The sequence below is a fragment of the Acidipropionibacterium jensenii DSM 20535 genome (genome assembly GCF_000425285.1).
Taxonomy (GTDB): Bacteria; Actinomycetota; Actinomycetes; order Propionibacteriales; family Propionibacteriaceae; genus Acidipropionibacterium; species Acidipropionibacterium jensenii.
This window is the reverse complement of record NZ_AUDD01000007.1, coordinates 34596-60296: the sequence shown is the minus strand read 5'-3', so window position 1 is coordinate 60296 and position 25701 is coordinate 34596. Positions and strand designations below refer to the sequence as shown.

The 25701-nt window shown below is 69.5% G+C and carries 26 protein-coding genes; 14 read left to right on the top strand and 12 right to left on the bottom strand.

The annotated features are described in order from the left end of the window. The first annotated feature begins 402 nt into the window (after positions 1 to 402). From H590_RS0106140 to H590_RS0106120, 5 genes are all read left to right on the top strand, one after another. Positions 403 to 1386, top strand: coding sequence for a MetQ/NlpA family ABC transporter substrate-binding protein (locus tag H590_RS0106140; RefSeq protein ID WP_028702872.1), 984 nt, complete (start codon positions 403 to 405; stop codon positions 1384 to 1386). A gap of 68 nt (positions 1387 to 1454) precedes the next feature. Next, entirely contained in the window at positions 1455 to 2519 is a 1065-nt protein-coding gene (locus H590_RS0106135) for a methionine ABC transporter ATP-binding protein (protein ID WP_028702871.1), read from the top strand. Then, entirely contained in the window at positions 2519 to 3175 is a 657-nt protein-coding gene (locus H590_RS0106130; RefSeq protein WP_414973625.1) for a methionine ABC transporter permease, read from the top strand. The genes H590_RS0106135 and H590_RS0106130 overlap by 1 nt, the downstream gene beginning before the upstream one ends. A gap of 38 nt (positions 3176 to 3213) precedes the next feature. Further along, positions 3214 to 4473 (top strand): phospholipase D-like domain-containing protein, encoded by a 1260-nt coding sequence (locus tag H590_RS0106125; RefSeq protein ID WP_028702869.1) that lies wholly within the window; start codon positions 3214 to 3216, stop codon positions 4471 to 4473. Positions 4474 to 4557: 84 nt separating this feature from the next. Further along, positions 4558 to 4818, top strand: coding sequence for a GlsB/YeaQ/YmgE family stress response membrane protein (locus H590_RS0106120; protein ID WP_028702868.1), 261 nt, complete (start codon positions 4558 to 4560; stop codon positions 4816 to 4818). Between the two features lie 78 nt (positions 4819 to 4896). Here the strand turns inward: H590_RS0106120 and H590_RS0106115 are convergent, their stop codons facing one another. Beyond that, positions 4897 to 5580 (bottom strand): LuxR C-terminal-related transcriptional regulator, encoded by a 684-nt coding sequence (locus H590_RS0106115; protein WP_051238232.1) that lies wholly within the window; start codon positions 5578 to 5580, stop codon positions 4897 to 4899. A gap of 29 nt (positions 5581 to 5609) precedes the next feature. Beyond that, positions 5610 to 7097: a PspC domain-containing protein gene (locus H590_RS15220; protein ID WP_051238231.1), complete on the bottom strand. Its 1488-nt coding sequence runs from the start codon at positions 7095 to 7097 to the stop codon at positions 5610 to 5612. A gap of 115 nt (positions 7098 to 7212) precedes the next feature. Here H590_RS15220 and H590_RS0106105 point away from each other — a divergent pair, with 115 nt between their 5' ends. From H590_RS0106105 to H590_RS0106095, 3 genes are read left to right on the top strand one after another with little or no spacing between them, the layout of a single operon-like run. Beyond that, complete coding sequence (locus H590_RS0106105; RefSeq protein WP_028702866.1) at positions 7213 to 8436, top strand: PspC domain-containing protein; 1224 nt, start codon at positions 7213 to 7215, stop codon at positions 8434 to 8436. Further along, positions 8433 to 8663, top strand: coding sequence for a hypothetical protein (locus H590_RS0106100; RefSeq protein WP_028702865.1), 231 nt, complete (start codon positions 8433 to 8435; stop codon positions 8661 to 8663). Before H590_RS0106105 ends, H590_RS0106100 begins: the two co-directional genes overlap by 4 nt. Next, complete coding sequence (locus H590_RS0106095; protein ID WP_028702864.1) at positions 8660 to 8968, top strand: PspC domain-containing protein; 309 nt, start codon at positions 8660 to 8662, stop codon at positions 8966 to 8968. Before H590_RS0106100 ends, H590_RS0106095 begins: the two co-directional genes overlap by 4 nt. 129 nt (positions 8969 to 9097) lie before the next feature. Here H590_RS0106095 and guaA read toward each other — a convergent pair whose 3' ends face one another. Next, positions 9098 to 10651: a glutamine-hydrolyzing GMP synthase gene (gene guaA / locus H590_RS0106090; RefSeq protein WP_028702863.1), complete on the bottom strand. Its 1554-nt coding sequence runs from the start codon at positions 10649 to 10651 to the stop codon at positions 9098 to 9100. A 146-nt stretch (positions 10652 to 10797) separates the two neighbouring features. Between guaA and cysE the strand changes: the two genes are divergently transcribed. Next, positions 10798 to 11364, top strand: coding sequence for a serine O-acetyltransferase (gene cysE, locus H590_RS0106085; RefSeq protein WP_036981302.1), 567 nt, complete (start codon positions 10798 to 10800; stop codon positions 11362 to 11364). Positions 11365 to 11465: 101 nt separating this feature from the next. Here the strand turns inward: cysE and H590_RS0106080 are convergent, their stop codons facing one another. Both H590_RS0106080 and add read right to left on the bottom strand, forming a co-directional pair. Beyond that, the gene (locus H590_RS0106080; RefSeq protein WP_028702861.1) at positions 11466 to 11780 is read right to left on the bottom strand and encodes a chorismate mutase; all 315 of its coding nucleotides are present in this window, start codon (positions 11778 to 11780) and stop codon (positions 11466 to 11468) included. A 181-nt stretch (positions 11781 to 11961) separates the two neighbouring features. Beyond that, positions 11962 to 12996, bottom strand: coding sequence for an adenosine deaminase (gene add / locus H590_RS0106075; RefSeq protein ID WP_028702860.1), 1035 nt, complete (start codon positions 12994 to 12996; stop codon positions 11962 to 11964). Positions 12997 to 13289: 293 nt separating this feature from the next. On the opposite strand from add, the gene H590_RS0106070 reads away from it, so the two are divergent. Further along, on the top strand, positions 13290 to 14306 hold the full coding sequence (locus H590_RS0106070; protein ID WP_028702859.1) for a zinc-dependent alcohol dehydrogenase family protein: 1017 nt from the start codon (positions 13290 to 13292) through the stop codon (positions 14304 to 14306). A 130-nt stretch (positions 14307 to 14436) separates the two neighbouring features. On the opposite strand, the gene H590_RS0106065 is transcribed toward H590_RS0106070, so the two are convergent. The 5 genes from H590_RS0106065 to groES form a co-directional block, all read right to left on the bottom strand. Further along, positions 14437 to 15543 (bottom strand): GuaB3 family IMP dehydrogenase-related protein, encoded by a 1107-nt coding sequence (locus H590_RS0106065; RefSeq protein WP_028702858.1) that lies wholly within the window; start codon positions 15541 to 15543, stop codon positions 14437 to 14439. Positions 15544 to 15616: 73 nt separating this feature from the next. Beyond that, positions 15617 to 17149, bottom strand: coding sequence for an IMP dehydrogenase (guaB, locus tag H590_RS0106060; protein WP_028702857.1), 1533 nt, complete (start codon positions 17147 to 17149; stop codon positions 15617 to 15619). A 63-nt stretch (positions 17150 to 17212) separates the two neighbouring features. After that, positions 17213 to 18736 (bottom strand): polyprenol phosphomannose-dependent alpha 1,6 mannosyltransferase MptB, encoded by a 1524-nt coding sequence (gene mptB / locus H590_RS15215; protein WP_071161712.1) that lies wholly within the window; start codon positions 18734 to 18736, stop codon positions 17213 to 17215. 139 nt (positions 18737 to 18875) lie between these two features. Next, positions 18876 to 20471 carry a chaperonin GroEL gene (gene groL, locus H590_RS0106050; RefSeq protein WP_028702856.1) on the bottom strand — a complete coding sequence of 532 codons (1596 nt, stop codon included), beginning with the start codon at positions 20469 to 20471 and terminating at the stop codon, positions 18876 to 18878. Positions 20472 to 20483: 12 nt separating this feature from the next. Continuing rightward, positions 20484 to 20780 (bottom strand): co-chaperone GroES, encoded by a 297-nt coding sequence (gene groES, locus H590_RS0106045; protein WP_028702855.1) that lies wholly within the window; start codon positions 20778 to 20780, stop codon positions 20484 to 20486. 264 nt (positions 20781 to 21044) lie between these two features. Between groES and H590_RS0106040 the strand changes: the two genes are divergently transcribed. Then, a complete protein-coding gene (locus tag H590_RS0106040) occupies positions 21045 to 21695 on the top strand; it encodes an SIMPL domain-containing protein (RefSeq protein ID WP_028702854.1) in 651 nt (216 codons plus the stop codon). Between the two features lie 115 nt (positions 21696 to 21810). Here the strand turns inward: H590_RS0106040 and H590_RS0106035 are convergent, their stop codons facing one another. Continuing rightward, positions 21811 to 23010, bottom strand: a complete 1200-nt coding sequence (locus tag H590_RS0106035; RefSeq protein WP_028702853.1) for a THUMP-like domain-containing protein — start codon at positions 23008 to 23010, stop codon at positions 21811 to 21813. A gap of 22 nt (positions 23011 to 23032) precedes the next feature. Further along, complete coding sequence (locus tag H590_RS0106030) at positions 23033 to 23518, bottom strand: NUDIX hydrolase (RefSeq protein ID WP_028702852.1); 486 nt, start codon at positions 23516 to 23518, stop codon at positions 23033 to 23035. A 334-nt stretch (positions 23519 to 23852) separates the two neighbouring features. On the opposite strand from H590_RS0106030, the gene amrB reads away from it, so the two are divergent. The 3 genes from amrB to H590_RS0106015 are packed head-to-tail and all read left to right on the top strand — an operon-like array spanning position 23853 to position 25674. Further along, positions 23853 to 24695: an AmmeMemoRadiSam system protein B gene (amrB, locus tag H590_RS0106025; protein WP_051238230.1), complete on the top strand. Its 843-nt coding sequence runs from the start codon at positions 23853 to 23855 to the stop codon at positions 24693 to 24695. Continuing rightward, positions 24692 to 25294: an AmmeMemoRadiSam system protein A gene (gene amrA, locus H590_RS0106020; RefSeq protein WP_028702850.1), complete on the top strand. Its 603-nt coding sequence runs from the start codon at positions 24692 to 24694 to the stop codon at positions 25292 to 25294. Before amrB ends, amrA begins: the two co-directional genes overlap by 4 nt. Further along, positions 25291 to 25674 (top strand): hypothetical protein, encoded by a 384-nt coding sequence (locus tag H590_RS0106015; RefSeq protein WP_028702849.1) that lies wholly within the window; start codon positions 25291 to 25293, stop codon positions 25672 to 25674. Before amrA ends, H590_RS0106015 begins: the two co-directional genes overlap by 4 nt. Positions 25675 to 25701 lie beyond the last annotated feature (27 nt).

The following is a 25701-nucleotide window of genomic DNA, read 5'->3' as shown; positions in this document are numbered from 1 at the left end:
GGGTCATTTCCGATTTCTGAGACATGGTGTCACTTACTGACCTCTTCTGTGCATCTGCGAAGCAGGTCTGACACCATAGGACCTCCGCGGCGCGAGTACGTGTCGCAGTAGGTGCCACACGGCACATGAGAGCAGGAGACACGACATGGCGACCGCCACCACACATCTCGTTCGCGCCGACCGGCGTGCGGCGAAGATGATGTGCTGCGCTGCGGACGCGTGTTGCCGAATGTCCGGCACCTGCTGACTCGACCGATCCCGAGTCACCCAGCAGGATCTCCAACGGTGGAGTCTGCCTTCCTCCCGCATGCCCATGGCCGCGCCAGGACCAGCTTCTCCGCCGACCGATCAGACCCCGATCGGGGTCATCCCCCACTCATCAGCTGTCCCAGGAGAACCATCATGAGCACCCCCCAGAATCCCGCAGGCTCCACACCGGAGGAGCCTCAGGCCCTTCCCGACAAGCCCGAGGGAGGCGGCCGCAAGGGTCTGATCATCACCGCGGTCGTCGTCGTGATCGCCCTGATCGCCGGAGCGATCGTGTGGGCCACCCAGCGCAACTCCGGATCCCAGGCCGCCGGCCCGGACGCCACGGCCAGCTCCACGGTCCGGATCGGCACCACCGAGGCCGGCGCCACCTTCTGGCCCATCTTCATCAAGAAGGCCGCCGCCCAGGGCATCACCATCAAGAAGGTCGACTTCAGCGACTACAACCAGCCGAACCGCGCCCTGTCCCAGGGCCAGATCGACCTCAACTTCTTCCAGCACGTCTTCTTCCTGGCCAACTACAACGCCGAGAACAACGACAACCTGATCCCACTGGCCCCGACCTACATCGTCCCGCTGGCGATCTACTCCAAGAAGCACACCAAGCTCAGCCAGGTCCCGGCCGGCGGCAAGATCGCCATCCCCAATGACGACACCAACCAGGGCCGCGCCCTGCTGCTGCTGCAGAAGGCCGGACTGCTGAGCCTGCGCGACGGCGGCTCCCCGCTGTCCACCCCGGCCGACATCATCGCCAACAAGTCGAAGATCACGGTCACCGCGGTCGACGCCTCCCAGACCGTCACCGCCCTGCCGAGCGTGGACGCCTCGGTGATCAACAACGGATTCGCCAGGGACGCCAAGCTCGACCCCAAGTCGGCCCTCTTCCAGGATGATCCCGCCAGCCCCGAGTCCGCCCCCTACATCAACATCTTCACGGCTCGCGCCAAGGACAAGAACAACGCCACCTACCTCAAGGTGACCCAGATCTGGCACGACCCCGAGGTCCTCAAGGCCGTGCTCGCCGAGTCCGACAACACCGCCAAGATCGTCAAGGGGACCTCCCAGGCCGATCTGCAGTCCTCTCTGGACAAGCTCCAGACCGAGCTCAAGAACAAGTGACCTCCTCCGTCGTGGTGGGCCGCGCTGCGGCCCACCACGACGGTTCAGCCGACCACAGGAGGACCCGAATGGGCGACCCGATCATCCACATCGATCACGTGTCCAAGACCTTTCAGACCCGTTCCGGACCCGTACAGGCCCTCGACGACGTCAGTCTGGACTTCGAGGGAGGCGCAATCTCGGCGGTGATCGGACAGTCCGGCGCCGGCAAGTCGACCCTGGTGAGACTCATCAACGGCCTGGAGCAACCCACCTCCGGCACCGTGGTGGTGAAGGGCACCGACATCTCCCGGTTCACCGAGCGGCAGCTGAGGCCGCTGCGCACCGACATCGGGATGATCTTCCAGCAGTTCAACCTGCTCAACTCCCGCACCATCTACGACAATGTGGCCTACCCGCTGAAACTGGCCCGATGGTCCAAGGCCGACGAGCGGGCCCGGGTCACCGAGCTGCTGTCCTTCGTCGGGCTCACCGACCGGGCGTGGACCCATCCGGACCAGTTGTCGGGAGGCCAGAAGCAGCGCGTCGGGATTGCCCGGGCGCTGGCCACCCGGCCGACCATCCTGCTGGCCGACGAGTCCACCTCCGCCCTGGACCCGGAGACGACCGCCGGGGTGCTCGCCCTGCTGCAGCGCATCAATGCCGAACTGGGCGTCACCGTGATCGTCATCACCCACGAGATGGAGGTGGTGCGATCCATCGCCGACCAGGTCAGCGTCCTGGAGGGCGGCCACCTCATCGAGACCGGTTCGACCCGCGAGATCTTCGCGCGACCGAAGTCGGAGACCACCCAGCGGTTCCTGTCGACGATCATCGGCCAGCACCCCGGACCCGATGAGCTCGAGCGGCTGCGTCGGGAGAATCCCGGGGCCACTCTGGTCGATGTCCCCAGCGTCGAGGCGAGTGCTTTCGGCAACGCCCTGGCCGAACTGGGCAGGCTGGGCAGGGTCAGTTTCAAGATCGTGCACGGCGGAGTCATCGAGGTCCGCGGCGGCGCCCTGGGCAACTACACGGTGGCCCTGAGCGGCCCTCCCGAGGACGTCGCCAAGGCCGCACACCAGCTGAACGTCATCGCCGGCGATGCCGTCGATGACGGGTCCACACGGACCGTCACGAGCGGGGAGGACAACTGATGGACTGGGAGACACTCAAGCCCGTCTACCTGGACGCGATCTGGCAGACCCTCTTCATGGCGGTGATCACCCTCATCGTCGGTGGAATCCTGGGCCTGGTACTCGGGATCTTCCTGTTCGCGACCCGCCGCGGCGGCCTGCTCGCCAACCGGACCGCGAACCTCATCCTCAACATCATCGTCAACATCGTCCGACCGATCCCGTTCATCATCTTCATGACCGCGATCGGCCCGCTGACCCTCAAGGTGATCGGCAGCACCATCGGGGTCCAGGCCGCGACCTTCCCGTTGTGCATCGCCGCCACCTTCGCGATGTCGCGGATCGTCGAGCAGAACCTCGTCACCGTCGATCCCGGCGTCATCGAGGCGGCCCGCGCGATGGGCGCCGGACCCTGGCGGATCCTCTTCGACGTGGTGGCCCGCGAGGCCCTCGGACCGCTGATTCTCGGCTACACCTACGTCCTCATCGCGATCGTCGACATGACGGCCATCGCCGGTGCCATCGGCGGCGGCGGGCTGGGACAGTTCGCCATCCAGTACGGCTACCAGCGGTTCAACTGGACGGTCACCTTCATCGCGGTGATCACCATCATCGTCATCGTCCAGGCGGCCCAGTTCGCCGGCAACGCACTGGCCCGCAAGGCCATGCGGAGGTAGCTGGGGGGACGCCGGCGACAGCCGCTAGGCTGGCGAGCATGGCCTTGTCACCGCGTCATCCAGGGCGCCTCCGGAGAGTTGCGCACTGGATGTCGGGAGGTCTGCTCGCCGCCCAGCTGGCTGCGGCCGGTGCCCTGGTCACCTTCACCGCCATCAAACGGCGCTCGCGTCGGCCCTACCGGTTCCCCACCGCCCCGGCCGAGCCGGTCAGCGCCGGGCGGGACCAGGTCAGCGTCTTCACCTTCGGACGCGACCTCTACTCCCAGATGCTCGCCGACATCGCCGCGGCCACCTCCACCATCCACTTCGAGACCTTCATCTGGAAGTCCGACGAGGTGGGACGCCAGTTCCGCCAGGCTCTGGTCGACGCCGCGGCGCGCGGCGTGAAGGTCTACGCGATCTGGGACGAGTTCGCCAACCTCGTCGTTGACCCGCGCTTCTTCCACGGACTGACCGGGGTCCACGTGAGACCCCATCCGCTGCTCACCCTGGGGCTGCCGAGTGTGCGGAATCTGGGACGCGACCACCGCAAGCTGCTCATCGTGGACTCCAGGATCGGCTACGTCGGCGGCTACAACATCGGCAAGACCTATGCCGACCGGTGGCGCGACACCCACGCCCGGATCGTGGGCCCCGCGGTGGCCGACCTGGAGAACGCCTTCGTCGACAAGTGGAATCTGCGTCCCTACGCCTCCCTGCCCTCGCGGCGTCGACCCGAGCGGCTCAGCGGTCCGATCTCCCGGTCCTGGGACACCACCATCGAGGTGCGCCGCAATGTGCCGCGGATGGCGATGTACCCGATCCGCAACATGTACCTCGAGGCGATCGACCGCGCCTCCAAGCGGATCTGGATGACCCAGGCCTACTTCATCCCCGACGACGACATGATGGCCGCGCTGCGGAGCGCCTGCGCACGAGGGGTGGACGTCCGGATCATCATCCCCGCCGAGTCGAATCACGTGGTCGCCGACTGGCTGAGCCGGGGCTACTACGAGCGGCTGTTGAGCTGCGGGGTGCACCTGCTGCTGTACCAGGGGGCGATGGTCCATGCCAAGACCTGCACCATCGACGGCGCCTGGACGACGATCGGCACCGCCAACATCGACCGGCTCTCGCTGCAGGGGAACTACGAGATCAACATCTCGGTGGTCGGTGCTCAGGTGGCCCGCGCGATGGAGGAGATCTTCGAGATCGACTCGCGCAACTGCACCGAGATGGATCTGGACCGGTGGCGACGCCGGTCAGTGATCGCGAAGTTCACCGAGATGCTGCTGGCCCCTTGGCGGCCGCTGTTCTGAGGGTCGGGTCCGGGGTACCCCCGTTCGACCCCCAGAAGGATCACCTGCCCTTTCAATCCTGCCGGATCCTCATAGCATGGGCCCATGGGATTTCTTGGGTGGATCATGTTGGGACTGATTGCCGGTGCGATCGCCAAGGCGATCATGCCGGGGAGACAAGGTGGCGGATGGCTGTCCACCATCCTGCTCGGCGTGGTGGGCGCGATCCTCGGCGGTTGGATCGGCAGCACTGTCTTCCACGTCGGCATCTACCAGTTCTGGAGTCTGCGCAGCTGGCTGCTGGCGGTGCTGGGCTCCCTCATCGTGCTGTTCATCTGGGGGCTGGTCCGCGGTCGACGCGCCTGACCCCTCAGCCGTTCGTCAGGAACCCCCGCCGGAGCGATCCGGCGGGGGTTCCTGACGTCCGGGGGGCGCCCCCAGGGGTCAGATCAACCGGCGGTCGGTGGCCCACCGGGTCAGCTCGTGGCGGTTGGACAGCTGGAGCTTGCGCAGCACATTCGAGACGTGGGTCTCCACCGTCTTGACCGAGATGAACAACTCCCGGGCCACTTCCTTGTAGGCGTAGCCGCGGGCGATCAGCCGCATCACCTCGCGCTCCCGGGGCGACAGCCGGTCCAGATCCTCGTCGATACTGGCCACCTCGATGGAACCGGAGAAGGCGTCCAGGACGAAACCGGCCAGCCGCGGGGAGAATACCGCGTCACCGGTGGAGACCCGGTCGATCGCGTCGAGCAGCTCCTCCGAGGAGATCGACTTGGTGACATAGCCCCGCGCCCCGGCCCGGATCACCGAGATGACGTCCTCGGCCGCATCGGAGACCGACAGCGCGAGGAACCGGGTGGCCGAGGACTCCAGACCGCCGGCCTCGCACCGGCGGATCACCTCGGTGCCGCCGCCACCGGGCAGGTGCACGTCGAGCAGCACCACCTGGGGGCGGCCGGTCATCACCGCCTGCACCGACGAGTCGACGTCCCAGCCCTCCCCCACCACCCGGACCCGGTCTCGGTGCTGCTCCATCTCGGAGCGCACCCCGACCCGGAACATCTCGTGGTCATCCACCAGCACGATGGTCACCGGGTCATGCTCCCCGGACATCTCGTAGCTCATCTCATCCTCGTCGGTCTCGTCGCCGTCATTCAGTCGTTCGTGGGTCTGCCGGAGGAGTCCGCCCCGCCTGTCTCGGGAGCCATCTGAAGTCGTATCTCGGTTCCCTCGCCGGGCGCGCTGCGCACCGTGGCGGTGCCGCCGTGACGCTCCATCCGACCGATGATCGATCGCCGCACTCCCATCCTGTCATCGGCGATGTCATCGGGGTCGAAGCCGGTACCGCGGTCCCGGACGAAGACCTCCACCTGGTCGGGCTCCACCTCGGCGTAGACGTCCGCCCTGGGGGCTCCGGAGTGCTTGACGGCATTCATCACGGCCTCGGCCGCCGCCTGGGACAGCGCCCGCAGGCCGTCGTCCATCACGACGTCTCCCACGCAGACCAGTTCCACGGGAGTGCCGCGCTCGCTCTCGATCCGGGCGCACTCGGCCGACAGCACCGCCCTGAAGGAGGCCTGCGCCTCGCTGCCGTCGGATCGGGCCCCTGAACCACGACCGGGGTCGGCTGCGGTCGCCGTCGCCCCGCCGTAGAGCCACTCGCGCAGCTCCCTCTCCTGACGCCGTGCGAGGGTAGCCACCGCCCTGGGGTCGTCGGCCTGACGCTGGATCAGCGCGAGGGTCTGGAGCACCGAGTCGTGCAGGTGGGCGGCCATGTCGGCGCGGGCATCGGCCACCACCCGCTCCCGGTCGGCTCTGCGCAGTCGCACCTGCCAGGAGCGGGCCCACGGGGCGACCACCAGGGAGACCCCGCCGAGCACCAGCAGGGCCATCAGGGCGAGAGTGGGCAGCTGGTCGACACCGATCTGGGAAGCCGCCACCAGGGAGACCGCGGTGCCCACCAGGGCCAGACCGACGCCGACCCGCACCGCGGCGAGCCTGCCGCGGCGTCCCATCAGCGCCTGTCGCCAGGGCTTCTCGGCGCCCGTGTGGTCGGCCGAGGCCGAGTCGTCGGCCTGGCGCCACACCATCGCCACTCCCCCGGCGGCCAGCGCCAGCGGCCAGAACCAGCGACTGGACACCCCGAACCCGATGACCTGGAGGGCCCACACCAGACCGACTCCCGCCAGCACCAGGGCGCCGGTGAGATCGCTTGGACTGCGGACCGCCAGGGGTGCGCGGGTCCGCAGGCCGAGGCGATCGGCCGAGACCAGCCCCGGACTGGACGCCGACTCCTCGGCCCTGGGCATGAGAATCCACAGCGCCCCGTAGATCAGGACGCCGACCAGGTCGAAGGCGGCCAGGGCCACGAACCCGAGGCGCACGATCCACTCCGGGATCCCGAGATGGTCTCCCAGACCAGCGGCGACCCCGACGATCCACCCCTGGTCGGGGCGCCGGCAGGCCGTGCGAAGGGGCCCGTCGGCGTCCTCCGGATCGGGGGCCTCGGACCCCCGGGCCCTCACCTCACCGGGTGCGCTCTCGTGCCTGGTGGAGTCGCCCCTCGTGGAGTCGCTGCGTGCGAGCTCGGTGGGGACCGGCACCCGATCCGGGCGCATCGATCCCCTGTCCTGCTCAGCCATGCCTCCCACACTGACACCCCAACCGTCCCGGATCCACCTCCGCACCGTGGAATGGGTGCTGGATCAGGGTGCGAGACGGTGTTGCCGACGCTCCGATCGATGCAGCATGGAGGGCATGACTTCCCGGACCGCTCCACCGACGACTGGCCGCTCCGGGTCTGACTCCCTCGACATCGGGGCGCAGACCCGGATCTGGCAGCAGGTGCAGCGGTCCGACCAGCGGGTGGCCGGCGGGGTGTGCCGGGGCCTGGCCCGGCACTGGGACGTCGATCCCCTGCTCATCCGCGTGCTGGCGGCGCTGCTGGCACTCAGCGCCGGGATCGGAGTGGTGCTCTACGCAGCCGCCTGGGTGCTCATGCCGACCACACAGGGCCGCTCGATCGCCGACCAGCGCACCCCCCGGCTGACTCGCCTCAAGGGCTGGCAGATGACCGTCCTGCTCATCGCGGTGTGGGCCCTCGCGATGCCGGTTCTGGGCCACCTCACCCCGTTCGGAGTGGGACCGGCGGTCGTCCTGGCGATCGGCTACTGGCTGGTGTGCAGGGCCCGCCGGAGGGCTGCAGTCGCATCCCCCGCCTCCCCGACGCCGCTCATCCCCGACGCCGATGACGCCGAGGGCCGCCAGACCCTGGCCCATCAGCCCGAGGACCAGACCCAGGGGCAGATCGGCACCGGCCCCCTGGCCACCTTCGACCCCTACCGCCCCACCGTCGAGACCCCTGCGAGACCAGATCGGTTCCGCCGCAGCTGGTTGCTGCTGCTGGCGATGGTGGTGCTGTCGGGGATCGCGATGGCCGTCGGCATCCACTCCCCGGTCCCCCACCCGCTGATCCTCGGCCTGGCTCTGGCGGTGGCCGTGATGGCCGGTTTCCAGGTGCTCGGAGTCTGGACCCGCCGGCCCCATCTTGGGGTGACTCTCGGCCTTGCCGCCACCCTCGCCCTCACCGGGACGGTGGCCGTCTCCCAAGCCGGGCTGCCCTCCCGGGTGGCCTCCGGAACGGCCGCCTCGATGGTCTGGACCGACGCTGCGGACCTGCCGGCCGACGGCGTCACCGTGGTGGCCGCCGAGAGCACCATCGACGCCTCCGACCTGACCCTGTCGCGGGACCGCACCACCACCGTGGCGGTGGTCGGGTCCGACATGACGATCGTCATGCCGCGCCAGACCACACTCAACCTGCTCACCGAGACCACCGGAGGAACCGTCTCCCGACCCGACGGGACGGAGCTGCTCAGCGGGGGCTCCGACTACTGGACCGGCCCCCGGGAACCGGGAGCGGCCACCTGGACGCTGAACCTGAGGGTGATCGGGGCGAATGTGAAGGTCGTGACCTCATGACCGCACGTCGATCCAACTCCCGGTCCCCCTCACGGCTGGACCGCCTCGACATCGGCGCCCTCATCTGGGGGCTGCTGCTGACCATCGTCTCAGGGCTGGGAGTCGCACTGGCCCTGGACGTCCATCTCATCTGGCGCGACCTGACGAGGATGGGCCCGCTCGTCCTCATCTGCCTGGGAACTCTCGGAATCGTACTGACACTCATCACGAAAGGACACCGATCATGACCAAGCTCACCCGTCCCAAGGAGGGTCGTCTTCTCGGCGGCGTCTGCGCCGGGATCGCCCGCAACATCGACGTCGACGTCACCCTGGTGAGGATCGTCGCCGCGGCTCTGATCCTCTTCGCCGGAGCCGGCCCACTGATCTACCTGGTCGCCTGGGCCATCATCCCCAATGAGGAGGACGGCTCGAGTTTCGCCTCCGAGGCTGCCGAGCAGGCGCGCACCTCGTGGCAGAGCCGCAAGAGCCACCGTCCCCAGCGCACCGAGGAGCAGTCCTCGGAGACCTTCGACCCCTACTCGGAGCACTGATCCCAGACTGATCCGGTCGATCCGCGGCAATGGCCCGCGGAACGGATCAGCGTCACAGGACACGGCAGGCGGGCCCCGGAATGATTCCGGGGCCCGCCTGCCGTGTCTCTCCGGGGTGTGCCGGAGGGATCACTCCCACTCGATGGTGGCCGGCGGCTTGCTGGTGATGTCCAGCGCCACCCGGTTGATCTGGGGCAGCGCGTTGGTGATCCGGGTCGAGATCTTCTCCAGGACGTCGAAGGGCACCCGGGCCCAGTCGGCGGTCATGGCGTCCTCACTGGTCACCGGGCGCAGCATGATCGGCGACCCGTAGGTCCGCCCGTCACCCTGAACGCCCACCGAGTGGACATTGGCCAGCAGCACCACCGGGCACTGCCAGATCTTGCGGTTGAGACCCGCCGCGCGAATCTCCTCGCGGACGATCGCATCGGCCTCGCGCAGCAGTTCCAGCCGCTCACCGGTGACCTCGCCGATGATTCGGATCGCCAGGCCGGGGCCGGGGAAGGGCTGACGCCAGACCATCTCGTCGGGAAGGTTGAGCTCGCTGCCGACCGCCCGGACCTCATCCTTGAACAGTGCGCGCAACGGCTCGACCAGGGTGAACTTCAGGTCCTTGGGAAGCCCGCCGACATTGTGGTGGCTCTTGATGTTGGCGGCGCCGTCACCCCCACCGGACTCCACGACGTCGGGGTAGAGGGTGCCCTGGACCAGGAAGTCGATCGGCTGGCCGTCGTTGAGGCCGCGGGCGACGTCCTCGAAGGCGCGGATGAACTCGCGTCCGATGATCTTGCGCTTGGTCTCGGGATCGCTGACCCCCTCCAGGGCCCCGAGGAATCGCTGGGACTCGTCGGTGACCACCAGATCGGCGCCGGTGGCCTCGACGAAGTCCTTCTTGACCTGCTCGGCCTCGCCCTTGCGCAGCAGACCGTGGTCGACGAAGACGCAGGTGAGCTGGTCGCCGACGGCGCGCTGGACGAGGGCGGCGGCGACCGCCGAGTCGACTCCGCCGGACAGCCCGCAGATGACCCGGCGATCGCCGACCTCCGCGCGGATCCGGCTGATCTGGTCGCTGACGATGCTGGAGGCCGTCCAGTCGGGCCGGCAGCCGGCGACGTCGAACAGGAAGTGCTCCATCACCGCCTGCCCGGACTCGGAGTGGGCCACCTCCGGATGCCACTGGACCCCGACGAGCTGACGCTCGACGTCCTCGAAGGCGGCCACCGGTGCTCCGGCGGTGCGGGCCAGGGTGGTGAACCCCTCGGGTGCCCTCTCGACGGAGTCGCCGTGACTCATCCACACGCTGATGGTGTGCGGGATGTGGGAGAGGAGATGACCCGGCGAGGTGATGCACAGGCTGGTGCGGCCGTACTCGCTGGCCCCGGTGCGGGCCACCGTCCCACCGAGGGCCTCGGCCATCGCCTGGAACCCGTAGCAGATGCCCATCACCGGGACACCCGCCGAGAACAGCGCAGGATCGACCTGCGGTGCACCATCGGCATAGACCGACTTGGGGCCCCCGGACAGGATGATGGCGGCCGGATCCTTCGCGAGCATGTCCTCGACGGACATCGTGTGCGGGACGATCTCGGAGTAGACCGACGCCTCTCGCACTCGGCGGGCAATCAGCTGGGCGTACTGAGCGCCGTAGTCAACGACCAGGACGACGTCATGGAGTTGTTCCATGGCTGGCAAGTCTAGGGCCAGCGGCGAGGATGATCGACTCGGCGCCGCTATTGGCGGTTCCGGGCGACGTTCGGGACCGGTCGCGCTATTGTCTCGGTCACGGAGCGCATGCTCTGCGAGTCATCCCGACACGATGAGGTGGATCAATGGCAGCCCGATCGTTGCGCGAGCATCTTCAGATGATCCGTGAGCGAATGTCTGAGGATCTCGACGCCGCGATGCGCGAGGATCCAGCGGCCACCTCCCGGTTCCTGGTCGCGATCTCCTACCAGGGGGTTCACGCCATCTGGTCCCACCGGATCGCCCACTACCTGTGGACCCGCTGGCCCGTGCTGCGACCGGTCGCCCGGCTGCTGTCCCAGGCCTCGCGCCACCACACTGGCATCGAGATCCATCCCGGCGCCACCATCGGCCGTCGGTTCTTCATCGACCACGGCATGGGGGTGGTGATCGGCGAGACGGCGATCGTCGGCGACGACGTACTGATGTACCACCAGGTGACCCTGGGAGGTCGGGCACGCGGCCGTTTCAAGCGCCACCCCACGGTGGGCGACCGGGTGCTGATCGGCGCCGGAGCCAAGGTCATCGGCGACATCACGATCGGCGACGACGCCAAGATCGGCGCCAACGCCCTGGTGGTCAAGGACGTCAAGCCCGGGGCGGTCATCGTCGGGGTCCCCAGCGTGGTGCACTCCGGGGATGTCATCGCCTGACGGTGTGGGCCCCGGCGCGACGCCGATCGGGGCCCCGATCGATCATCGGGGGTTACGCTGCCAGGGCCCGGATTCTGGAGTTCTTCGCGGGAACTGACGCGTCAGGACCTCGGCGGGTCGCTGCGCTGCTGAGCCTCCACGATGTCCTCGTGGTGGCGGACCACCTCGGCGACGATGAAGTTGATGAACTTCTCGGCGAACTCCGGATCCAGGTGGGAGACCACGGCAAGACGGCGCAGCCGGATGATCTGCTCCTTCTCCCGGGCCGGATCGGCCGGCGGCAGCCCCACCGTCGCCTTGAGCACCCCGACCCGCTGGGTGATCTTGAACCGCTCGGCCAGCAGGTGGATCAGTGCGGCATCCATGTTGTCGATACTGTCTCGCAGCTCAGCGAGTTCCGGTGGCACGTCACTCATGGCTTCAGCGTAGGCCAGATCCCCCGGACGGCCACGCCCATGTCATTCCCGCACCCTGCCGACACCTGCGGGCGGCCCCGCACCGCACCGGTGTCCCACGCCCCCGGCTCCCTCCCCAGGTCCCTCCCCGCCCTCTCCCCGAGTCCGCCTGCGGCGGGCCCGGGCGGGGCCCGAGGGCTGCTCAGCGGGCGGCGTACTCGTCGAGCCGGCCCAGCAGCTCGGCCTTGCGGGATTCGTCCAGCCAGCTGATCTCCAGGGAGTTGCGGGCCAGCTGGACCAGGTCATCGCGGCTGAGGTCCATCTCCTCGGACAGCGCGAGGAAGTTGTCGACGAGGTAGCCGCCGAAGTAGGCGGGGTCGTCGGAGGCCAGGCTGACCTTCACGCCGTCGCGGAGCAGGTCCACGATCTCCCGGCCCTTCATCATGGGCTCCGAGCTGGTGGGGGTCGAGTTGAGGGTGACGAAGGAGTTGGAGATCGGGCAGCAGGTGAGGCCGATGCCCCGGCGCCGCACCTCATCGACCAGCTGCGGGTCCTCGACGATATTGGTCCCGTGGTCGATCCGGGAGACCCCGATCTGGTGCACCACGGTGCCGATGTGACCGATCGAGTCCGCCTGGTCGATGTCGCAGTGCATGGTGAGCCGGTAACCGGCCTCGCGGGCCCGGGCGAAGACCTCGGCGAACTTCTCGGGCGGGTTGTCGCGCTCGTCGGAGTCCAGCCCGACGCCGACGATCCGGTCGCGGTAGGGCAGCGAGGCCTCCAGCGTCTCCATCGCCGACTCCGCGCTGAGATCGCGCAGGAAGCACATGATGAGGGAGGCGTCCACACCCAGATCGGGGGCCTCCTGGACGGCCGACCACAGGCCGTCGATGACGGTGGAGAAGGCGACTCCCCGATCGGTGTGGGCCTGCGGGTCGAAGAACATCTCCGCGTGGACGACGCCGTCGGCGGCGGCCCTCCTCAGGTAGCCGATCGCCAGGTCGTGGAAGTCCTGCTCGGTGACCAGCACCTGCATGGCCGGGTAGTAGACGGCCAGGAAGCTCGTGAGGTCGGTGAAGGTGTAGCTGGCCCGGATCTCGTCGATCTGAGTCTGCCCGATGTCGACGCCGTTGCGCCGGGCGAGCTCGAGCTTGAGCTCGGGCTCCAGGGTGCCCTCCAGGTGAAGATGCAGTTCGGCCTTCGGCAGGCCTGTGATGAACTCGCGGTCAGTAGACATCGGGTGCTCGCTTCCGTCACGGATGACTTGAGAGGAGGGCTGGGACAGGTGGATCGCAGCAGATGGCCCGCGGCGGGTGCCGGGGACGCTCGGCCCGGGCCGTGCCGGACAACCGGAGGTGCCGCCTGGGAGGAGGTCGGCCCGGCTGCGGCCACGGGCCCACTCTAGAGCGACCGCATCGGCGGGCACAGGCGTGCGCACCGGGGAAGTGCGTAGGGTGCATTCCAGCCGGTACCACCGGCTTCAGGCACCGCCCGCCGAGCGACGGTACCCCGGCGACAGAGAGGCCCCCCATGTTCGGAGCGATGATTCACGGCGAGCACGACGTGCGGTTCGAGGAGCGCCCCGATCCCGTCATCGAGGAGCCGACGGACGCCGTGGTGCGCACCGTGGCGACCTGCGTGTGCGGATCCGACCTGTGGCGCTACCGCGGGATCGCGCCGGTGGACTCCCCCACACCGATCGGCCACGAGTACGTCGGGGTCGTCGAGGAGATCGGCTCGCAGGTCACCGGGGTGAGACCGGGCGACCTGGTGGTCGGCGGGTTCACCACCAGCGACAACACCTGTCCGGTCTGCCGCAAGGGGATGCAGTCCGCCTGCCTGCACGCCGCCGACTACGACGGCTGCCAGGCCCAGTACATCCGGGTGATGAATGCCTCCGGCACCCTGGTGACCATCCCCGACACCCCCGACACCGCCCTGATGCCGAGCCTGCTGGCCCTCTCCGATGTGATGTGCACCGGCTGGCACGCCGCGGTGAGCGCCGGGGTGGAGCCCGGGTGCACGGCCGTGGTGGTCGGGGACGGAGCGGTCGGCCTGTGCGCGGTCCTGGCCGCCCAACAGCTCGGCGCCGAGAAGGTCATCGCGATGTCGCGGCACGCCGATCGCCAGGCCATCGCCCGCCAGTTCGGGGCCACCCACATCATCCCCGAGCGGGGTGACGAGGGGGTCGCCCGGGTGAGGGACCTCACCGACGGGATCGGCGCCGACGCCGTCCTGGAGTGCGTGGGCACCGCCGACTCGGTGGACCAGGCGCTGCGCAGCGTCCGCCCCGGAGGCCAGGTCGGCTGGGTCGGCGTCCCCCATGTCGAGGGACTTCCGCTGGGGAGGATGTTCCGGCGCAATATCGGGCTGCGCGGCGGCATCGCACCGGTGCGGGCCTATCTCGACGACCTGCTCGCCCGGGTGATGGATGGCCGGATCGACCCCGGCCGGGTGTTCACCCTCACCCTGCCGCTGTCCCAGGTCGCCGAGGGGTACGCCGCGATGGACGAGCGCCGGACCGTCAAGACGATGCTCATCCCCTGAACCCCGATCTCCCTGAGCACATCCTCTGAACCCATCTCCCTGGGTCTGGTCCCCCGGGCAGGGATCCCGGGGCCCCGGGGACGACGCGGCTCCCCGGACCGGGGTCCGGGGAGCCGCAACCGGTTCGGGATCAGTTGTGCAGGATCAGCTCGATCCGCTGGAAGGACTTCACGTCGGAGTAGCCGGTGGTGGCCATCGCCTGACGCAGTCCACCGACCAGGTTCATGGTGCCGTCGGGCACCCGGGAGGGCCCGTTGACGACCTCGGCGAGGGTGCCCACCGGGTCGAACCGGACCCGCTCGCCGCGCGGCAGAGTGCCGTGCCAGGCCTCGGCCCCCCAGTGCCACCCCTTGCCGGGGGCCTCCTTGGCGCGGGCCAGCGGCGAGCCGACCATCACGGCGTCCGCCCCGCAGGCGATCGCCTTGGCGATGTCTCCGGACCGGCCCACCGCGCCGTCGGCGATGACATGGACGTACCGTCCGCCGGACTCGTCCATGTAGTCGCGGCGCGCCTCGGCGACGTCGGCGATGGCCGAGGCCATCGGCACCTCGATGCCCAGCACCTGCCGGGTGGTGTGGGCGGCACCGCCGCCGAATCCCACCAGCACGCCGGCGGCGCCGGTGCGCATCAGGTGAAGGGCGGTCTGATAGGTGGCGCAGCCGCCGACGATCACCGGAACGTCCAGGTCGTAGATGAACTTGCGCAGGTCCAGCACGTCGTCGCGGTCGGAGACGTGCTCGGCCGACACCGTGGTGCCGCGGATGACGAAGAAGTCGACCCCGGCCTTCTCCACGACCCCGGAGAACTGGGAGGCGTTCTTGGGCGACAGCGAGCCGGCCACCGGCACATCGGCCGCGCGGATCTGGTTCATCCGCTCGGTGATGAGCTCCTCCTTGATCGGCTCGGCGTAGATCTCCTGCATCCGACGGGTGGCGGTGACCTGGTCCTCGATCTGGTCGAGCTCCTCGATCAGTGCGCTCGGGTCCTCGTAGCGGGTCCACAGGCCCTCGAGGTTGAGCACTCCCAGACCGCCGAGTTGTCCGAACTCGATGGCGGTCTGCGGGCTCATCACCGAGTCCATCGGTGCGGCCATGATCGGGAAGTCGAAGGTGAGGGCGTCGATCTTCCAGTCGAGGTTCACCTTCTCGGTACCACGGGTGCGCCGCGAGGGCACGATCGCGATGTCGTCGAGCCCGTAGGCCCTGGTCGCACGCTTGCTGCGTCCGATGTCGTACATGGTTCCTTCCTGTCGGCGCAGCCTGCGCCGGAGTTGCCGGACGGCCGCACGGGATGTCCGTGCGGCCGGTGGATCAGCGTCCCGAGTAGTTCGGCGCCTCGACGGTCATCTGAATGTCGTGGGGGTGGGACTCGCGCAGTCCCGCGGAGGTGATCCGCACGAAGTGACCCCGCGAGTGCAGCTCGTCGATGGTGTGCGCCCCGGTGTAGAACATCGCCTGACGCAGCCCTCCGACCAGCTGGTAGGCGACCGCGCCGAGCGGGCCGCGGTAGGACACCTGCCCCTCGATGCCCTCCGGGACGATCTTGTCGTTGGAGGTGACGTCGCCCTGGAAGTAGCGGTCCTTGGAGTAGGACAGCTTCTCCCCGCGGGCCGACATGGCCCCCAGCGACCCCATCCCGCGGTAGCTCTTGAACTGCTTTCCATTGATGAAGACCAGCTCCCCGGGGGACTCCTCGCAGCCCGCCAGCAGGGAGCCCAGCATCACCGAGGAGGCCCCGGCGACGATCGCCTTGGCGATGTCACCGGAGTACTGCAGCCCGCCGTCGCCGATCACCGGCACCCCGTACTCGCGGGCGGCCCGACTGGCGTCGAGGATCGCGGTGACCTGCGGGACGCCGACCCCGGCCACCACCCGGGTGGTGCAGATCGAACCGGGTCCGATGCCCACCTTGACGCCGTCGGCGCCGGCCTCGCACAGCGCCTTGGCGGCCTTGTAGGTGGCGATGTTGCCGCCGACGATGTCGACCCCGGCGGCGGCCTTCTCGTGCTTGAGCCGGTGGATCATGTCCAGCACGCCCTGGGTGTGGCCGTGGGCGGTGTCGACAACGATGAGGTCGACCCCCTCCTCGACCAGGGCCATCGCCCGATCCCAGGAACTGCCGAAGAACCCGATCGCCGCGCCCACCCGGAGCCGGCCCTGGGGATCCTTGGTGGCGTGCGGGTACTGATCGGCCTTCACGAAGTCCTTGAGGGTGAACAGCCCCTTGAGCCGGCCGTCGGCGTCCACCAGCGGCAGCTTCTCGATCTTGTGGGCAGCCAGCAGCTTCAGCGCGTCGGAGGGGTGGGTGCCGACCGGGGCGGTGACCAGCGGGGTGCGGGTCATCACCTCGCTGATCGGGCGCTGCGGGTCCTCCTCGAAGCGCATGTCGCGGTTGGTGATGATGCCGACCAGGTGCTGGGTCTCGTCGACCACCGGGACGCCGGAGATCCGGTAGGTGTGGCACAGCGTCTCGGCGTCGGCCAGAGTGGCCTCGGCGCCGATCGTGATCGGCTCGTCGACCATCCCGGCCTCCGAGCGCTTCACCTGGTCGACCATCGCCGCCTGCTGATCGATCGGGGCGTTGCGGTGCAGGATCCCCAGGCCGCCCTCGCGGGCCATCGCGACCGCCATCCGGGTCTCGGTGACGGTGTCCATCGCGGCGCTGATGAGGGGCATCGACAGCCGGATCGAGCGCGACACCTGGGTGGCGGTGTCGACCTCGGAGGGGATGACGTTGCTCTCCACCGGTTGCAGGAGCACATCGTCGAATGTCAACGCCAGTGGCGCGATCTCATCAAGGGTGGGAGTGCGTTCGGGATCGTTGGGACCGACGGGGTCGCTCATGGGCAGCCTTTCACCAGGGTGGTCGACATCCTAGTCCGAGCCGGCCGGGGGCCGACGGGCCGCTCACATGCCCGTCACGGAGGGTCCCGCCGCACCGGCCGCACCGGTCGCGGTGCCCGAGGTGCCGCTGCGCGCCGCCCCGGGAGCGGGCCCGCGCAGCTGGTGGGCGACCAGGTCCAGACGGGACCGGACCGGGGTCCACCACCGGCAGGCCGCCGCCGCCAGGGCGGCCACCGGCAGGGCCAGGAAGGGGGAGGAGAACCACTGCAGGAAGCACAGTCCCGAGCCGATCAGACCGGCGGCGGCCAGGGCGGCCAGCCAGCGGCGGCGCAGCGGGATCAGGGCCACCAGAACCAGCGGCGGAATGAGGTACCAGGGCTGGAGCCCGGCCCCGCACAGCGCGAAGGCGGTCATCACCGCGGCCTGCAGGACGATCGGCCGGCCGAGCGGTCCGGCCCCGCCCCGACGCCCCGGCACCGGACCCCACCGGAACCAGCACCACACGATCGCCACCGCGGTGAGCACCAGGCTGACGGCGGTTGCGATCGGCACCATCGCGGCGATCGGCACCCCGGCCCAGCCGATCATCTGGACCAGCAGCGCGATCGGGGAGTCACTGGTCACCGAGGCGGGACTGCCGGCGGTGGAGTTCAGCCAGCCCAGCCCCAGCCCGCCGATCGAGGAGATCGCCGCGAAGACGGCCACCGCCGGCACCGCACCCACCAGGATGCGCGCACCCAGCGGACCCCAGCCGTCCCTCCCGCCGTCCTTGACGGCCTGCCGGTGCACCAGGGCGACCAGTCCGATGCCGGCCAGCACCCCGGGCTGCTTGAGGGTCCCGGCGAGGCCGACCAGCACTCCCCCGACGACCAGCCCGAGCCAGGGCCGGGAGGCCCGGGCCAGGGCCAGGCCGGCCCACAGGGCGCACAGCGCCACCGCCAGCTCCAGGCCGTCGTTGTGCATCCCGCCGACGATGTTGAGCAGCACGAAGGGGTTGGCGACGGTGAGCCACAGGGCCGACTGGGGGTCGGCCCCCAGGGCCCGGGCCAGCCCGATGACGGCCGCGGCGAGGAGCACCATCGCCAGCACCGCCGGGATCCGCATCGCGACCGCCGCCCAGTAGGTGTGGTCGCGGGCCAGCGCCGTCATCGCCGCCTGGATCCACAGCGAGCCCGGCGGGTAGACCGCGGTGGTGCCGCTCCAGTGGTCGTCCACACGCGCGGCGAGCTGTCCGGCCTGGGACTGGGCGACCAGGTACGGATTGTGTCCGTGCCGCAGCAGCCAGCCCTGGGCGGCGTAGGCCCAGCCGTCCAGACTGAGCACCGGGCGGGTGGGCAGCAGCGGCACCGACCAGACCGCCGCCGACAGCAGTCGGTGGGAGCGCAGCACCGCCGAGCGCAACCATGCTGCCAGCAGCAGCACCAGGCCGAGCAGACCGGCCAGCCAGGGGCCGATCTCCATTCCGGCCGGATCGGCGGGATGGCCCGGCGCGGCATCGGTCCACGCCCACCAGGAGATCAGTGCCGACCCGAGCAGGCCGACGACCAGCACCTCGCCGAGCCGCAGTCGGCGTGAGGTAACGGTCATCGGGGTCCTCTCGGTCACGGTGGCACCACCATATCCGGGTCCTGCCCGGACGCAGTTCGGCCCCGGCACCCTGGGGTGCCGGGGCCGAACGTGCGCCTGAGGCGCTCAGCTCATGCGCTCTGTCGAGCGGGGACTGAGATCACTTCTTGTCGTCCTCGTCCTCCGGCTTGTCCACCACGAGGGTCTCGGTGGTGAGCAGCAGGGAGGCGATCGATGCGGCATTGGCCAGCGCGGAGCGGGTGACCTTCACCGGGTCGATGACGCCGTCGGAGACCAGATCGACGTACTCGCCGGTCTTGCCGTTGTAGCCGTGTCCGGGCTCCATCTCGGAGACCTTCGAGACGATGACGTATCCGGGCTCTCCGCCGTTCTCGGCGATCCAGCGCAGGGGCTCGCGGACGGCCTTCTCGACGATCTTGACGCCGACCAGCTCGTCGCCGGTCAGGTCCAGTCCGTCGGACAGCACCCGGGCGGCGTGGATGAGGGAGGAGCCGCCACCGGCGACAATCCCCTCCTCGATCGCTGCGCGGGTGGCCGAGACGGCGTCCTCGATGCGGTGCTTCTTCTCGTTGAGCTCCACCTCGGTGGCGGCACCCACGCGGATGACGCACACCCCGCCGGCCAGCTTCGCGATCCGCTCCTGGAGCTTCTCGCGATCCCAGTCGGAGTCGGAGGCGTCGTACTCGGCGCGCAACTGAGCCACGCGACCGGCGACATCCTCCTTGGCGCCGGCACCGTCGACGATGGTCGTGTTGTCCTTGGACACCACGATCTTCTTGGCGCGGCCCAGAACCTCGAGGCCGACCTGGTCGAGCTTGAGCCCGACCTCGGGGGCGATGACCTGGCCACCGGTGAGGGTGGCGATGTCCTGGAGCATGGCCTTGCGGCGGTCGCCGAAGGCCGGGGCCTTGACGGCAACCGAGTTGAAGGTGCCACGGATCTTGTTGACGACCAAGGTGGACAGCGCCTCCCCGTCGACGTCCTCGGCCACGATGAACAGCGTGCCCTTGGCGGCGATGACCTTCTCCAGCAGCGGCAGGAGGTCGTTCATCGACGAGATCTTGCCGGAGTTGATGAGGATGTAGGGATCCTCGAGGACGGCCTCCATGCGATCGGAGTCGGTCACCATGTACGGGGACAGGTAGCCCTTGTCGAACTGCATGCCCTCGGTGAACTCGAGCTCGGTGCCGAAGGTCTGGGACTCGTCGACGGTGATGACACCGTCCTTGCCGACCTTGTCGAAGGCCTCGGCGATGAGCTTGCCGATCTCCTGGTCACGGCTGGAGATGGTGGCGACATTGGCCATGTCGTCGGTGGTCTCCACGGCCCGCGAGATCGACTTGAGCTCGGCGGTGACGGCCTCCACGGCCTTGTCGATGCCGCGCTTGAGACCCACCGGGTTGGAACCCGAGGCCACTGCGCGCAGGCCCTCGTGGACCAGCGCCTGGGCCAGCACGGTCGCGGTGGTGGTGCCATCACCGGCGACGTCGTTGGTCTTGGTGGCGACCTCCTTGGCGAGCTGTGCGCCGAGGTTCTCGTACGGATCGGCGAGGTCGACCTCCTTGGCGACGGTGACGCCGTCGTTGGTGATGGTCGGTGCACCCCACTGCTTGTCAAGGACCACGTAGCGGCCCTTGGGGCCGAGGGTCACCTTGACGGTGTCGGCGAGGGTGTCGACGCCGCGCTCAAGAGAGCGACGGGCCTCCTCGTCAAACTGAAGCTGCTTGGCTGCCATGTACTCAGTGCCTCACTTCTCGACAACAGCGAGAATGTCACGAGCGTTGAGGAGCAGGTACTCCTCGCCGTCGTACTTGACCTCGGTGCCGCCGTACTTGGAGAAGATGACGATGTCATTCTCCTTGACGTCCATCGGCACCCGGGTGCCCTTGTCATCTACCCGACCGGGACCGGCGGCGACGACACGGCCCTCCTGCGGCTTCTCCTTGGCAGTGTCCGGAATAACCAGTCCGGAAGCAGTGGTCTGCTCGGCCTCGAGAGGCTGGACGAGGACACGGTCCTCGAGCGGCTTGATCGTGGTTGCCACGTCAATACCCCTTTCATGATGAAGACGAATCGTTGAATGCCACTCACCAGGGGTTGCGAGCCCCGAGCTGTGAACCGGGCCGTCGACGTCGCGGGAGTCATCGGTCCGCTGGCACACCCCCTTGGGGAGTGCCAACAAGAAAAATACACCGGCGTTAGCACTCCTTCAACCCGAGTGCCAGACGACGGGGGCCGGGGCGCTGTCGTGGCGAGGTGGTTCGCCGTGTCTGGTGACGCGGCGCCCCGGCACCGGCAGAATGCAGCCATGATGATCACCCTGGCCGGATCCTTCGAGATCAGCCTGCCCGCCGAACGAGGCATCGTCCATCTCACCGCCGGCGCCGAGGGCAGCGACCGACAGGCCGTCGCCCAGCAGGCGACCGACATCACCGAGGCGCTGCGCCGCCAGCTCGTCCAGCTCCGTGACTCAGGAGTGGCGACCTGGTACTCGGTGGATGCGCAGACCACCGCGTCGTGGCGCCCGCACCACAACGACGGGACCGTGCTGCCGCTGCACCACCGGGCCAGTACGCCGGTCGCGGTGAAGTTCAGCGACTTCGCGGCACTGTCGGACAGCTGCGCCCGGTGGGCCGAGACCGCCGGACTGTCGATCGACCGGGTGGACTGGGCGCTGACCACCGCGACCCGCGACCGGGTCCGCGACGAGGTGCTCACCGGGGCCCTGCACGATGCGGTTCACCGCGCCGAGGTGCTCGCATCCGCCGCCGGACAGGCGGATCCACAGGTCATCGCGATCGCCGATCCCGGCCTCCTGGACCGCGTCTCGGCGGGATCCGACCAGCCGGGCCCGGTCGCTGCCCTGGCCCTTCGGGGAGCCGCCGGAGGCGGCTCGGTTGAGCTGTCCCCCGCCGACATCACCGTGTCCTCGACGGTACACGTCCGGTTCCAGGTCTGAGCCGCCCACTCCGGAGCGCCTCGACCCGGTGACCGGGAAGGTTCGACGCGATTGCCGGGCCCCGGTCCATCACCCTCTCGGCCACTGGGCCGTGGTGCGACGCGGTGGCCGGGGATCAGCCGGTGATCCGCTCGGCCACCAGTGCGCGGGCTCCGTGCCCCGTCGGGGTGAGGATGAGGGTTGCCGCGCCCCGACCGGAGGGACGCAGTCGTCGTCGCAGCGCGGCCGGGTCGACGTCGACGCCGCGCTTCTTGATCTCCAGCCTGCCCACCCGGTGCTGACGCACCCAGGTCCTCAGGGCCCGCTCCTGGAGCGGGAGTTCCTCGATCACCCTGAAACAGGTGAGCCAGGGGGAGGGCGTCGGCGTCGCGGCCAGCAGATAGGCCACCCCGGGAGCGGGCAGGTGCACCGGCCGACCACCGGCGGCGGCGCGCATCGCCCTGGCGCGGATCACCGCCGGATGCGGCTCGGCGAGGAACTCGCCGACGGGCCCGGTGCCGAGCTCGGTCTCCCCGCCGGGCAGGGCGATCGCCGGTTCGGGAGTCTCCCCCACCAGAATCGCGGTGTGGCCGGGCCGCGTCCGCCCGGGCGCTGCCGGACCGGCCCACAGGGTGGCCTCCACCAGATCGTGACGGTGCCCCACCCAGGTGACCGCGACGGCCTCGGGAAGGATCTCCCTGGGCACCCCCGGACCCAGCTTGACGACGGTGGAGACCCCCCGCCCCACCGCGGTCATGTCCATCACGAAGTCCCAGGCGGGTCGGATGTCCTCGACCCGCCAGCTGCGCCCCCGTCCGGTCCGCCTCGCCGGGTCGAGAAGGATCGCGGTGTCCGGGCCGGCGCCGGCCAGCAGATCGGCGGCCAGCTCCTCGGCGTCCCCCTCGAGGACCCTCGCCCCGGGAAGGTTGTGGCGGGCGAGCACCGCCAGGGCGGGGTCGATCTCCACGGCAGTCACCTCGAGGCCCAGATCCAGGCAGGCCCTGGCATCGGCCCCGCAGGCGCAGCCCAGATCGATCACCCGGCGGACTCCGGCGTCGGCCAGCTGCCCGGCCCGCCACCGGGAGACCGGTCCACGGGTGGCCTGCTCCAGCCCGTCGCGGGTCCACAGCATCGAGTCGGCGTCCTGGCCGATCTTGGCCAGTGCAGTGGGCCTCAGCGATGCCTGGTCCAGGGCTGCGGCCGCCAGCTCGGGAGGCATCCATGAGCGGAGCCGTTCGGCCGCCGACAGGGCATCGGGGTCGCGTTCGGCCCGGGCCGCGGCCAGCGCCTCGGCCCCCTCCGCAGACACCAGTCGACGCGCCACCGCAGGATCCATGGTCCTCAATCTACGGGCGGGGTCACAGCAACGAGTAGCTCCACCCGGTCGGTCGCCCGTCGTGGTAGGGGATGCAGCCGTGGAACTGGTTGACCTGCGGGTCGAAGACCAGTGGCAGGAAGTACCGGTCCCCCTCCCACATCGGCAGCTCGGACAGCTGGTCGATCCGCTGCCAGCTCAACGGCCCCTCGGCGTTGGCGTCTGGGATCTGGCCGTGCCAGGAGTCGATGACGAAGACCAGACCGAAGTGGTCCGAGCCGTCCTTGCCGAAGCCTGGCCAGGAGACCGTGCCGCGCAGCCTCATGGCGTCGACCTCGATGGACGCCTCCTCGCGCAGTTCCCGGCGCATCCCGGCGGCGACGTCCTCCCCGGGCTCGACCTTGCCGCCCAGCCCGTTGTACTTGCCGAGCTGGTCGTCGTAGGAACGGGCGACCCGGTGCACCATGAGCACCCGTTGCCCGTCGGGGTGGAACACGAATCCGAGGGTGGTCAGCACCGGAGTCATCATGGTCCCCAGTCTGCCCCCGGGGTCGAGGGTGGCTGGTGCGGGCAGCGATGCGGGCGGCGTCCGGGACAGGGCCGTGAGCTCAAGGGCCGGGTGCAGGTTGGACGCGCTGGGAGGGTGCCTACTCTGGGATCAAGGGATTCGAGTCCTGCGCGACACACCGCACACCGCGTGGTTCGCACACCGCGTCCTCCCCGCACACAGTCGGATACGCACGGTGTCGGACAGGCACGGTGTCGACCGCGCTGCCACCGGCACAGGTGGTCGCCCGCGCGAGCAGCACCGACCGCGTCACCGCCGACGTCCGCCGCAGACCCGACCCGCACGAGGAGGACCGATGAGTCGAGCACTGTGGACCGACCGACCAGGACCTGTCACCCGCCCGCCCGCGGTGGCCGGGATGTTCTACCCCGCCGATCCCGGGGAGCTGGCAGCCTGGATCGACGGCGCCCTGAACCGGGCCGCGGCGATGCCGGTGCCCGAGGGGGTCGACCCCGGTCGGGTCCGGGCACTGGTCGTCCCGCACGCCGGGTACGTCTACTCGGGGCAGACGGCCGCCCGCGGATACGACCTGCTGAGACGACGTGACCCGGACCGCCGGCCCCGTCGGGTCGCGGTCCTGGGGCCGACCCACCGGGTGGGGATCCGCGGCCTGGCACTGCCCCGGGCAGACTTCATGGCGACGCCGCTGGGCAGCTGCCCGATCGATCCAGCGGGTCTGGAGGAGTTGGCGCAGGTGCGGATCAACGCGGCCACCCACGCAGAGGAACACTCGATCGAGGTGCAGGTGCCCTTCATCCAGCGGATCCTGGGCGATCTGCCGATCGTCCCGCTGGCCGTCGGGCAGGCCGAACCGCAGGAGGTGGCCGAGGTGATCGAGTCCCTGGTAGCCGATCCGCAGACACTCATCGTCATCAGTTCCGACCTGTCCCACTATCACCCCCACGACGTCGCCAGACGGCTCGACGACCAGACGATCGCCCGGGTGCTCGCCGGCGACGACTCCATCGAGCCCGACCGGGCCTGCGGCTGCCGCCCCCTGGACGGTCTGCTCCACGCCGCGCCCGGACTGGGCTGGAGCGCCCACCTGCTGGCGGCGTGCACCTCCGGCGACACCGCCGGGGACCGGTCGCGGGTGGTCGGTTACGCCTCCTTCGCCTTCACCGAGGAGGACCGATGAACACCCCCGTCGCGGGAGCCTCCGAGAACTCCTCCGGTCTGCCCGACGACGCCGGAGGCTGGCTGCTGCCGGCGGCCCGAGCCGCCATCGCGGCACACCTCGGCGAGCCGGTCGAGACTCCGGAGACACCGGCCTGGGCCCGGCGGCCGGCGGCCTGCTTCGTCACCCTCACCACCGGCGGCAGCAGTCACCCCGCTCTGCGCGGATGCATCGGGACGCTGGCGGCATGGCGACCACTGGCCGAGGATGTCTGTGCCAATGCGGTGGCCGCGGCCACCCACGACCCCCGATTCCCAGCTGTCACCAGCGCGGAGCTTGCGGGGCTGCGCGTCGAGGTCTCGGTGCTCTCGGCAAGCGCCCCGATCCGGTTCGCCAGCCAGCATCAGCTGGTCTCCAGGCTGCGGCCGGGAATCGACGGCCTGATCCTGGAGTGGGACGGCTATCGCGGCACCTTCCTCCCACAGGTCTGGGACCAGATACCGGACCCCACCGAATTCCTGAACCGACTCAAGCAGAAGGCGGGTCTGGCCCCCTCGTGGTGGTCCCGGGACGCCACCGTGAGGCGGTACACCGTCACCGCCTGGCAGGAGGAACCATGACCATCCCATCGACCTCCCGGTCTCCCGCCGCCGGCGCCGACCGGCCGGACGCGCCCGCCCCGCTGGGCGGCGACCCGGCGCACTGGTGGCACACCACCGAGGACGGCAGGGTGGAGTGCGAGCTGTGTCCGCGGCACTGCCGGTTGCGGGAGGGGCAGCGCGGATTCTGCTTCGTGAGGGTGAGGCACGACGACCGGCTGGTGCTGGACACCTACGGGCGGTCCTCCGGATTCTGCCTCGACCCGGTGGAGAAGAAGCCTCTGGCCCACTTCCACCCGGGCACCTCGGTGCTGTCGTTCGGGACGGCCGGGTGCAACCTGGCCTGCAAGTTCTGTCAGAACTGGGAGATCTCGCCATCCGCTATCCTGACACCGTGCTGAATGACGAGAACCTTGCTCTGACTAGGC

Excerpts from the sequence above, each read along its gene's own strand:
- H590_RS0106140 (WP_028702872.1), top strand. The coding sequence starts at position 403 with ATGAGCACCCCCCAGAATCCCGCAGGCTCCACACCGGAGGAGCCTCAG.
- H590_RS0106135 (WP_028702871.1), top strand. The coding sequence starts at position 1,455 with ATGGGCGACCCGATCATCCACATCGATCACGTGTCCAAGACCTTTCAG.
- H590_RS0106130 (WP_414973625.1), top strand. The coding sequence starts at position 2,519 with ATGGACTGGGAGACACTCAAGCCCGTCTACCTGGACGCGATCTGGCAG.
- H590_RS0106125 (WP_028702869.1), top strand. The coding sequence starts at position 3,214 with ATGGCCTTGTCACCGCGTCATCCAGGGCGCCTCCGGAGAGTTGCGCAC.
- H590_RS0106120 (WP_028702868.1), top strand. The coding sequence starts at position 4,558 with ATGGGATTTCTTGGGTGGATCATGTTGGGACTGATTGCCGGTGCGATC.
- H590_RS0106115 (WP_051238232.1), bottom strand. The coding sequence starts at position 5,580 with ATGAGCTACGAGATGTCCGGGGAGCATGACCCGGTGACCATCGTGCTG.
- H590_RS15220 (WP_051238231.1), bottom strand. The coding sequence starts at position 7,097 with ATGGCTGAGCAGGACAGGGGATCGATGCGCCCGGATCGGGTGCCGGTC.
- H590_RS0106105 (WP_028702866.1), top strand. The coding sequence starts at position 7,213 with ATGACTTCCCGGACCGCTCCACCGACGACTGGCCGCTCCGGGTCTGAC.
- H590_RS0106100 (WP_028702865.1), top strand. The coding sequence starts at position 8,433 with ATGACCGCACGTCGATCCAACTCCCGGTCCCCCTCACGGCTGGACCGC.
- H590_RS0106095 (WP_028702864.1), top strand. The coding sequence starts at position 8,660 with ATGACCAAGCTCACCCGTCCCAAGGAGGGTCGTCTTCTCGGCGGCGTC.
- guaA (WP_028702863.1), bottom strand. The coding sequence starts at position 10,651 with ATGGAACAACTCCATGACGTCGTCCTGGTCGTTGACTACGGCGCTCAG.
- cysE (WP_036981302.1), top strand. The coding sequence starts at position 10,798 with ATGGCAGCCCGATCGTTGCGCGAGCATCTTCAGATGATCCGTGAGCGA.
- H590_RS0106080 (WP_028702861.1), bottom strand. The coding sequence starts at position 11,780 with ATGAGTGACGTGCCACCGGAACTCGCTGAGCTGCGAGACAGTATCGAC.
- add (WP_028702860.1), bottom strand. The coding sequence starts at position 12,996 with ATGTCTACTGACCGCGAGTTCATCACAGGCCTGCCGAAGGCCGAACTG.
- H590_RS0106070 (WP_028702859.1), top strand. The coding sequence starts at position 13,290 with ATGTTCGGAGCGATGATTCACGGCGAGCACGACGTGCGGTTCGAGGAG.
- H590_RS0106065 (WP_028702858.1), bottom strand. The coding sequence starts at position 15,543 with ATGTACGACATCGGACGCAGCAAGCGTGCGACCAGGGCCTACGGGCTC.
- guaB (WP_028702857.1), bottom strand. The coding sequence starts at position 17,149 with ATGAGCGACCCCGTCGGTCCCAACGATCCCGAACGCACTCCCACCCTT.
- mptB (WP_071161712.1), bottom strand. The coding sequence starts at position 18,736 with ATGACCGTTACCTCACGCCGACTGCGGCTCGGCGAGGTGCTGGTCGTC.
- groL (WP_028702856.1), bottom strand. The coding sequence starts at position 20,471 with ATGGCAGCCAAGCAGCTTCAGTTTGACGAGGAGGCCCGTCGCTCTCTT.
- H590_RS0106040 (WP_028702854.1), top strand. The coding sequence starts at position 21,045 with ATGATGATCACCCTGGCCGGATCCTTCGAGATCAGCCTGCCCGCCGAA.
- H590_RS0106035 (WP_028702853.1), bottom strand. The coding sequence starts at position 23,010 with ATGGATCCTGCGGTGGCGCGTCGACTGGTGTCTGCGGAGGGGGCCGAG.
- H590_RS0106030 (WP_028702852.1), bottom strand. The coding sequence starts at position 23,518 with ATGATGACTCCGGTGCTGACCACCCTCGGATTCGTGTTCCACCCCGAC.
- amrB (WP_051238230.1), top strand. The coding sequence starts at position 23,853 with ATGAGTCGAGCACTGTGGACCGACCGACCAGGACCTGTCACCCGCCCG.
- amrA (WP_028702850.1), top strand. The coding sequence starts at position 24,692 with ATGAACACCCCCGTCGCGGGAGCCTCCGAGAACTCCTCCGGTCTGCCC.
- H590_RS0106015 (WP_028702849.1), top strand. The coding sequence starts at position 25,291 with ATGACCATCCCATCGACCTCCCGGTCTCCCGCCGCCGGCGCCGACCGG.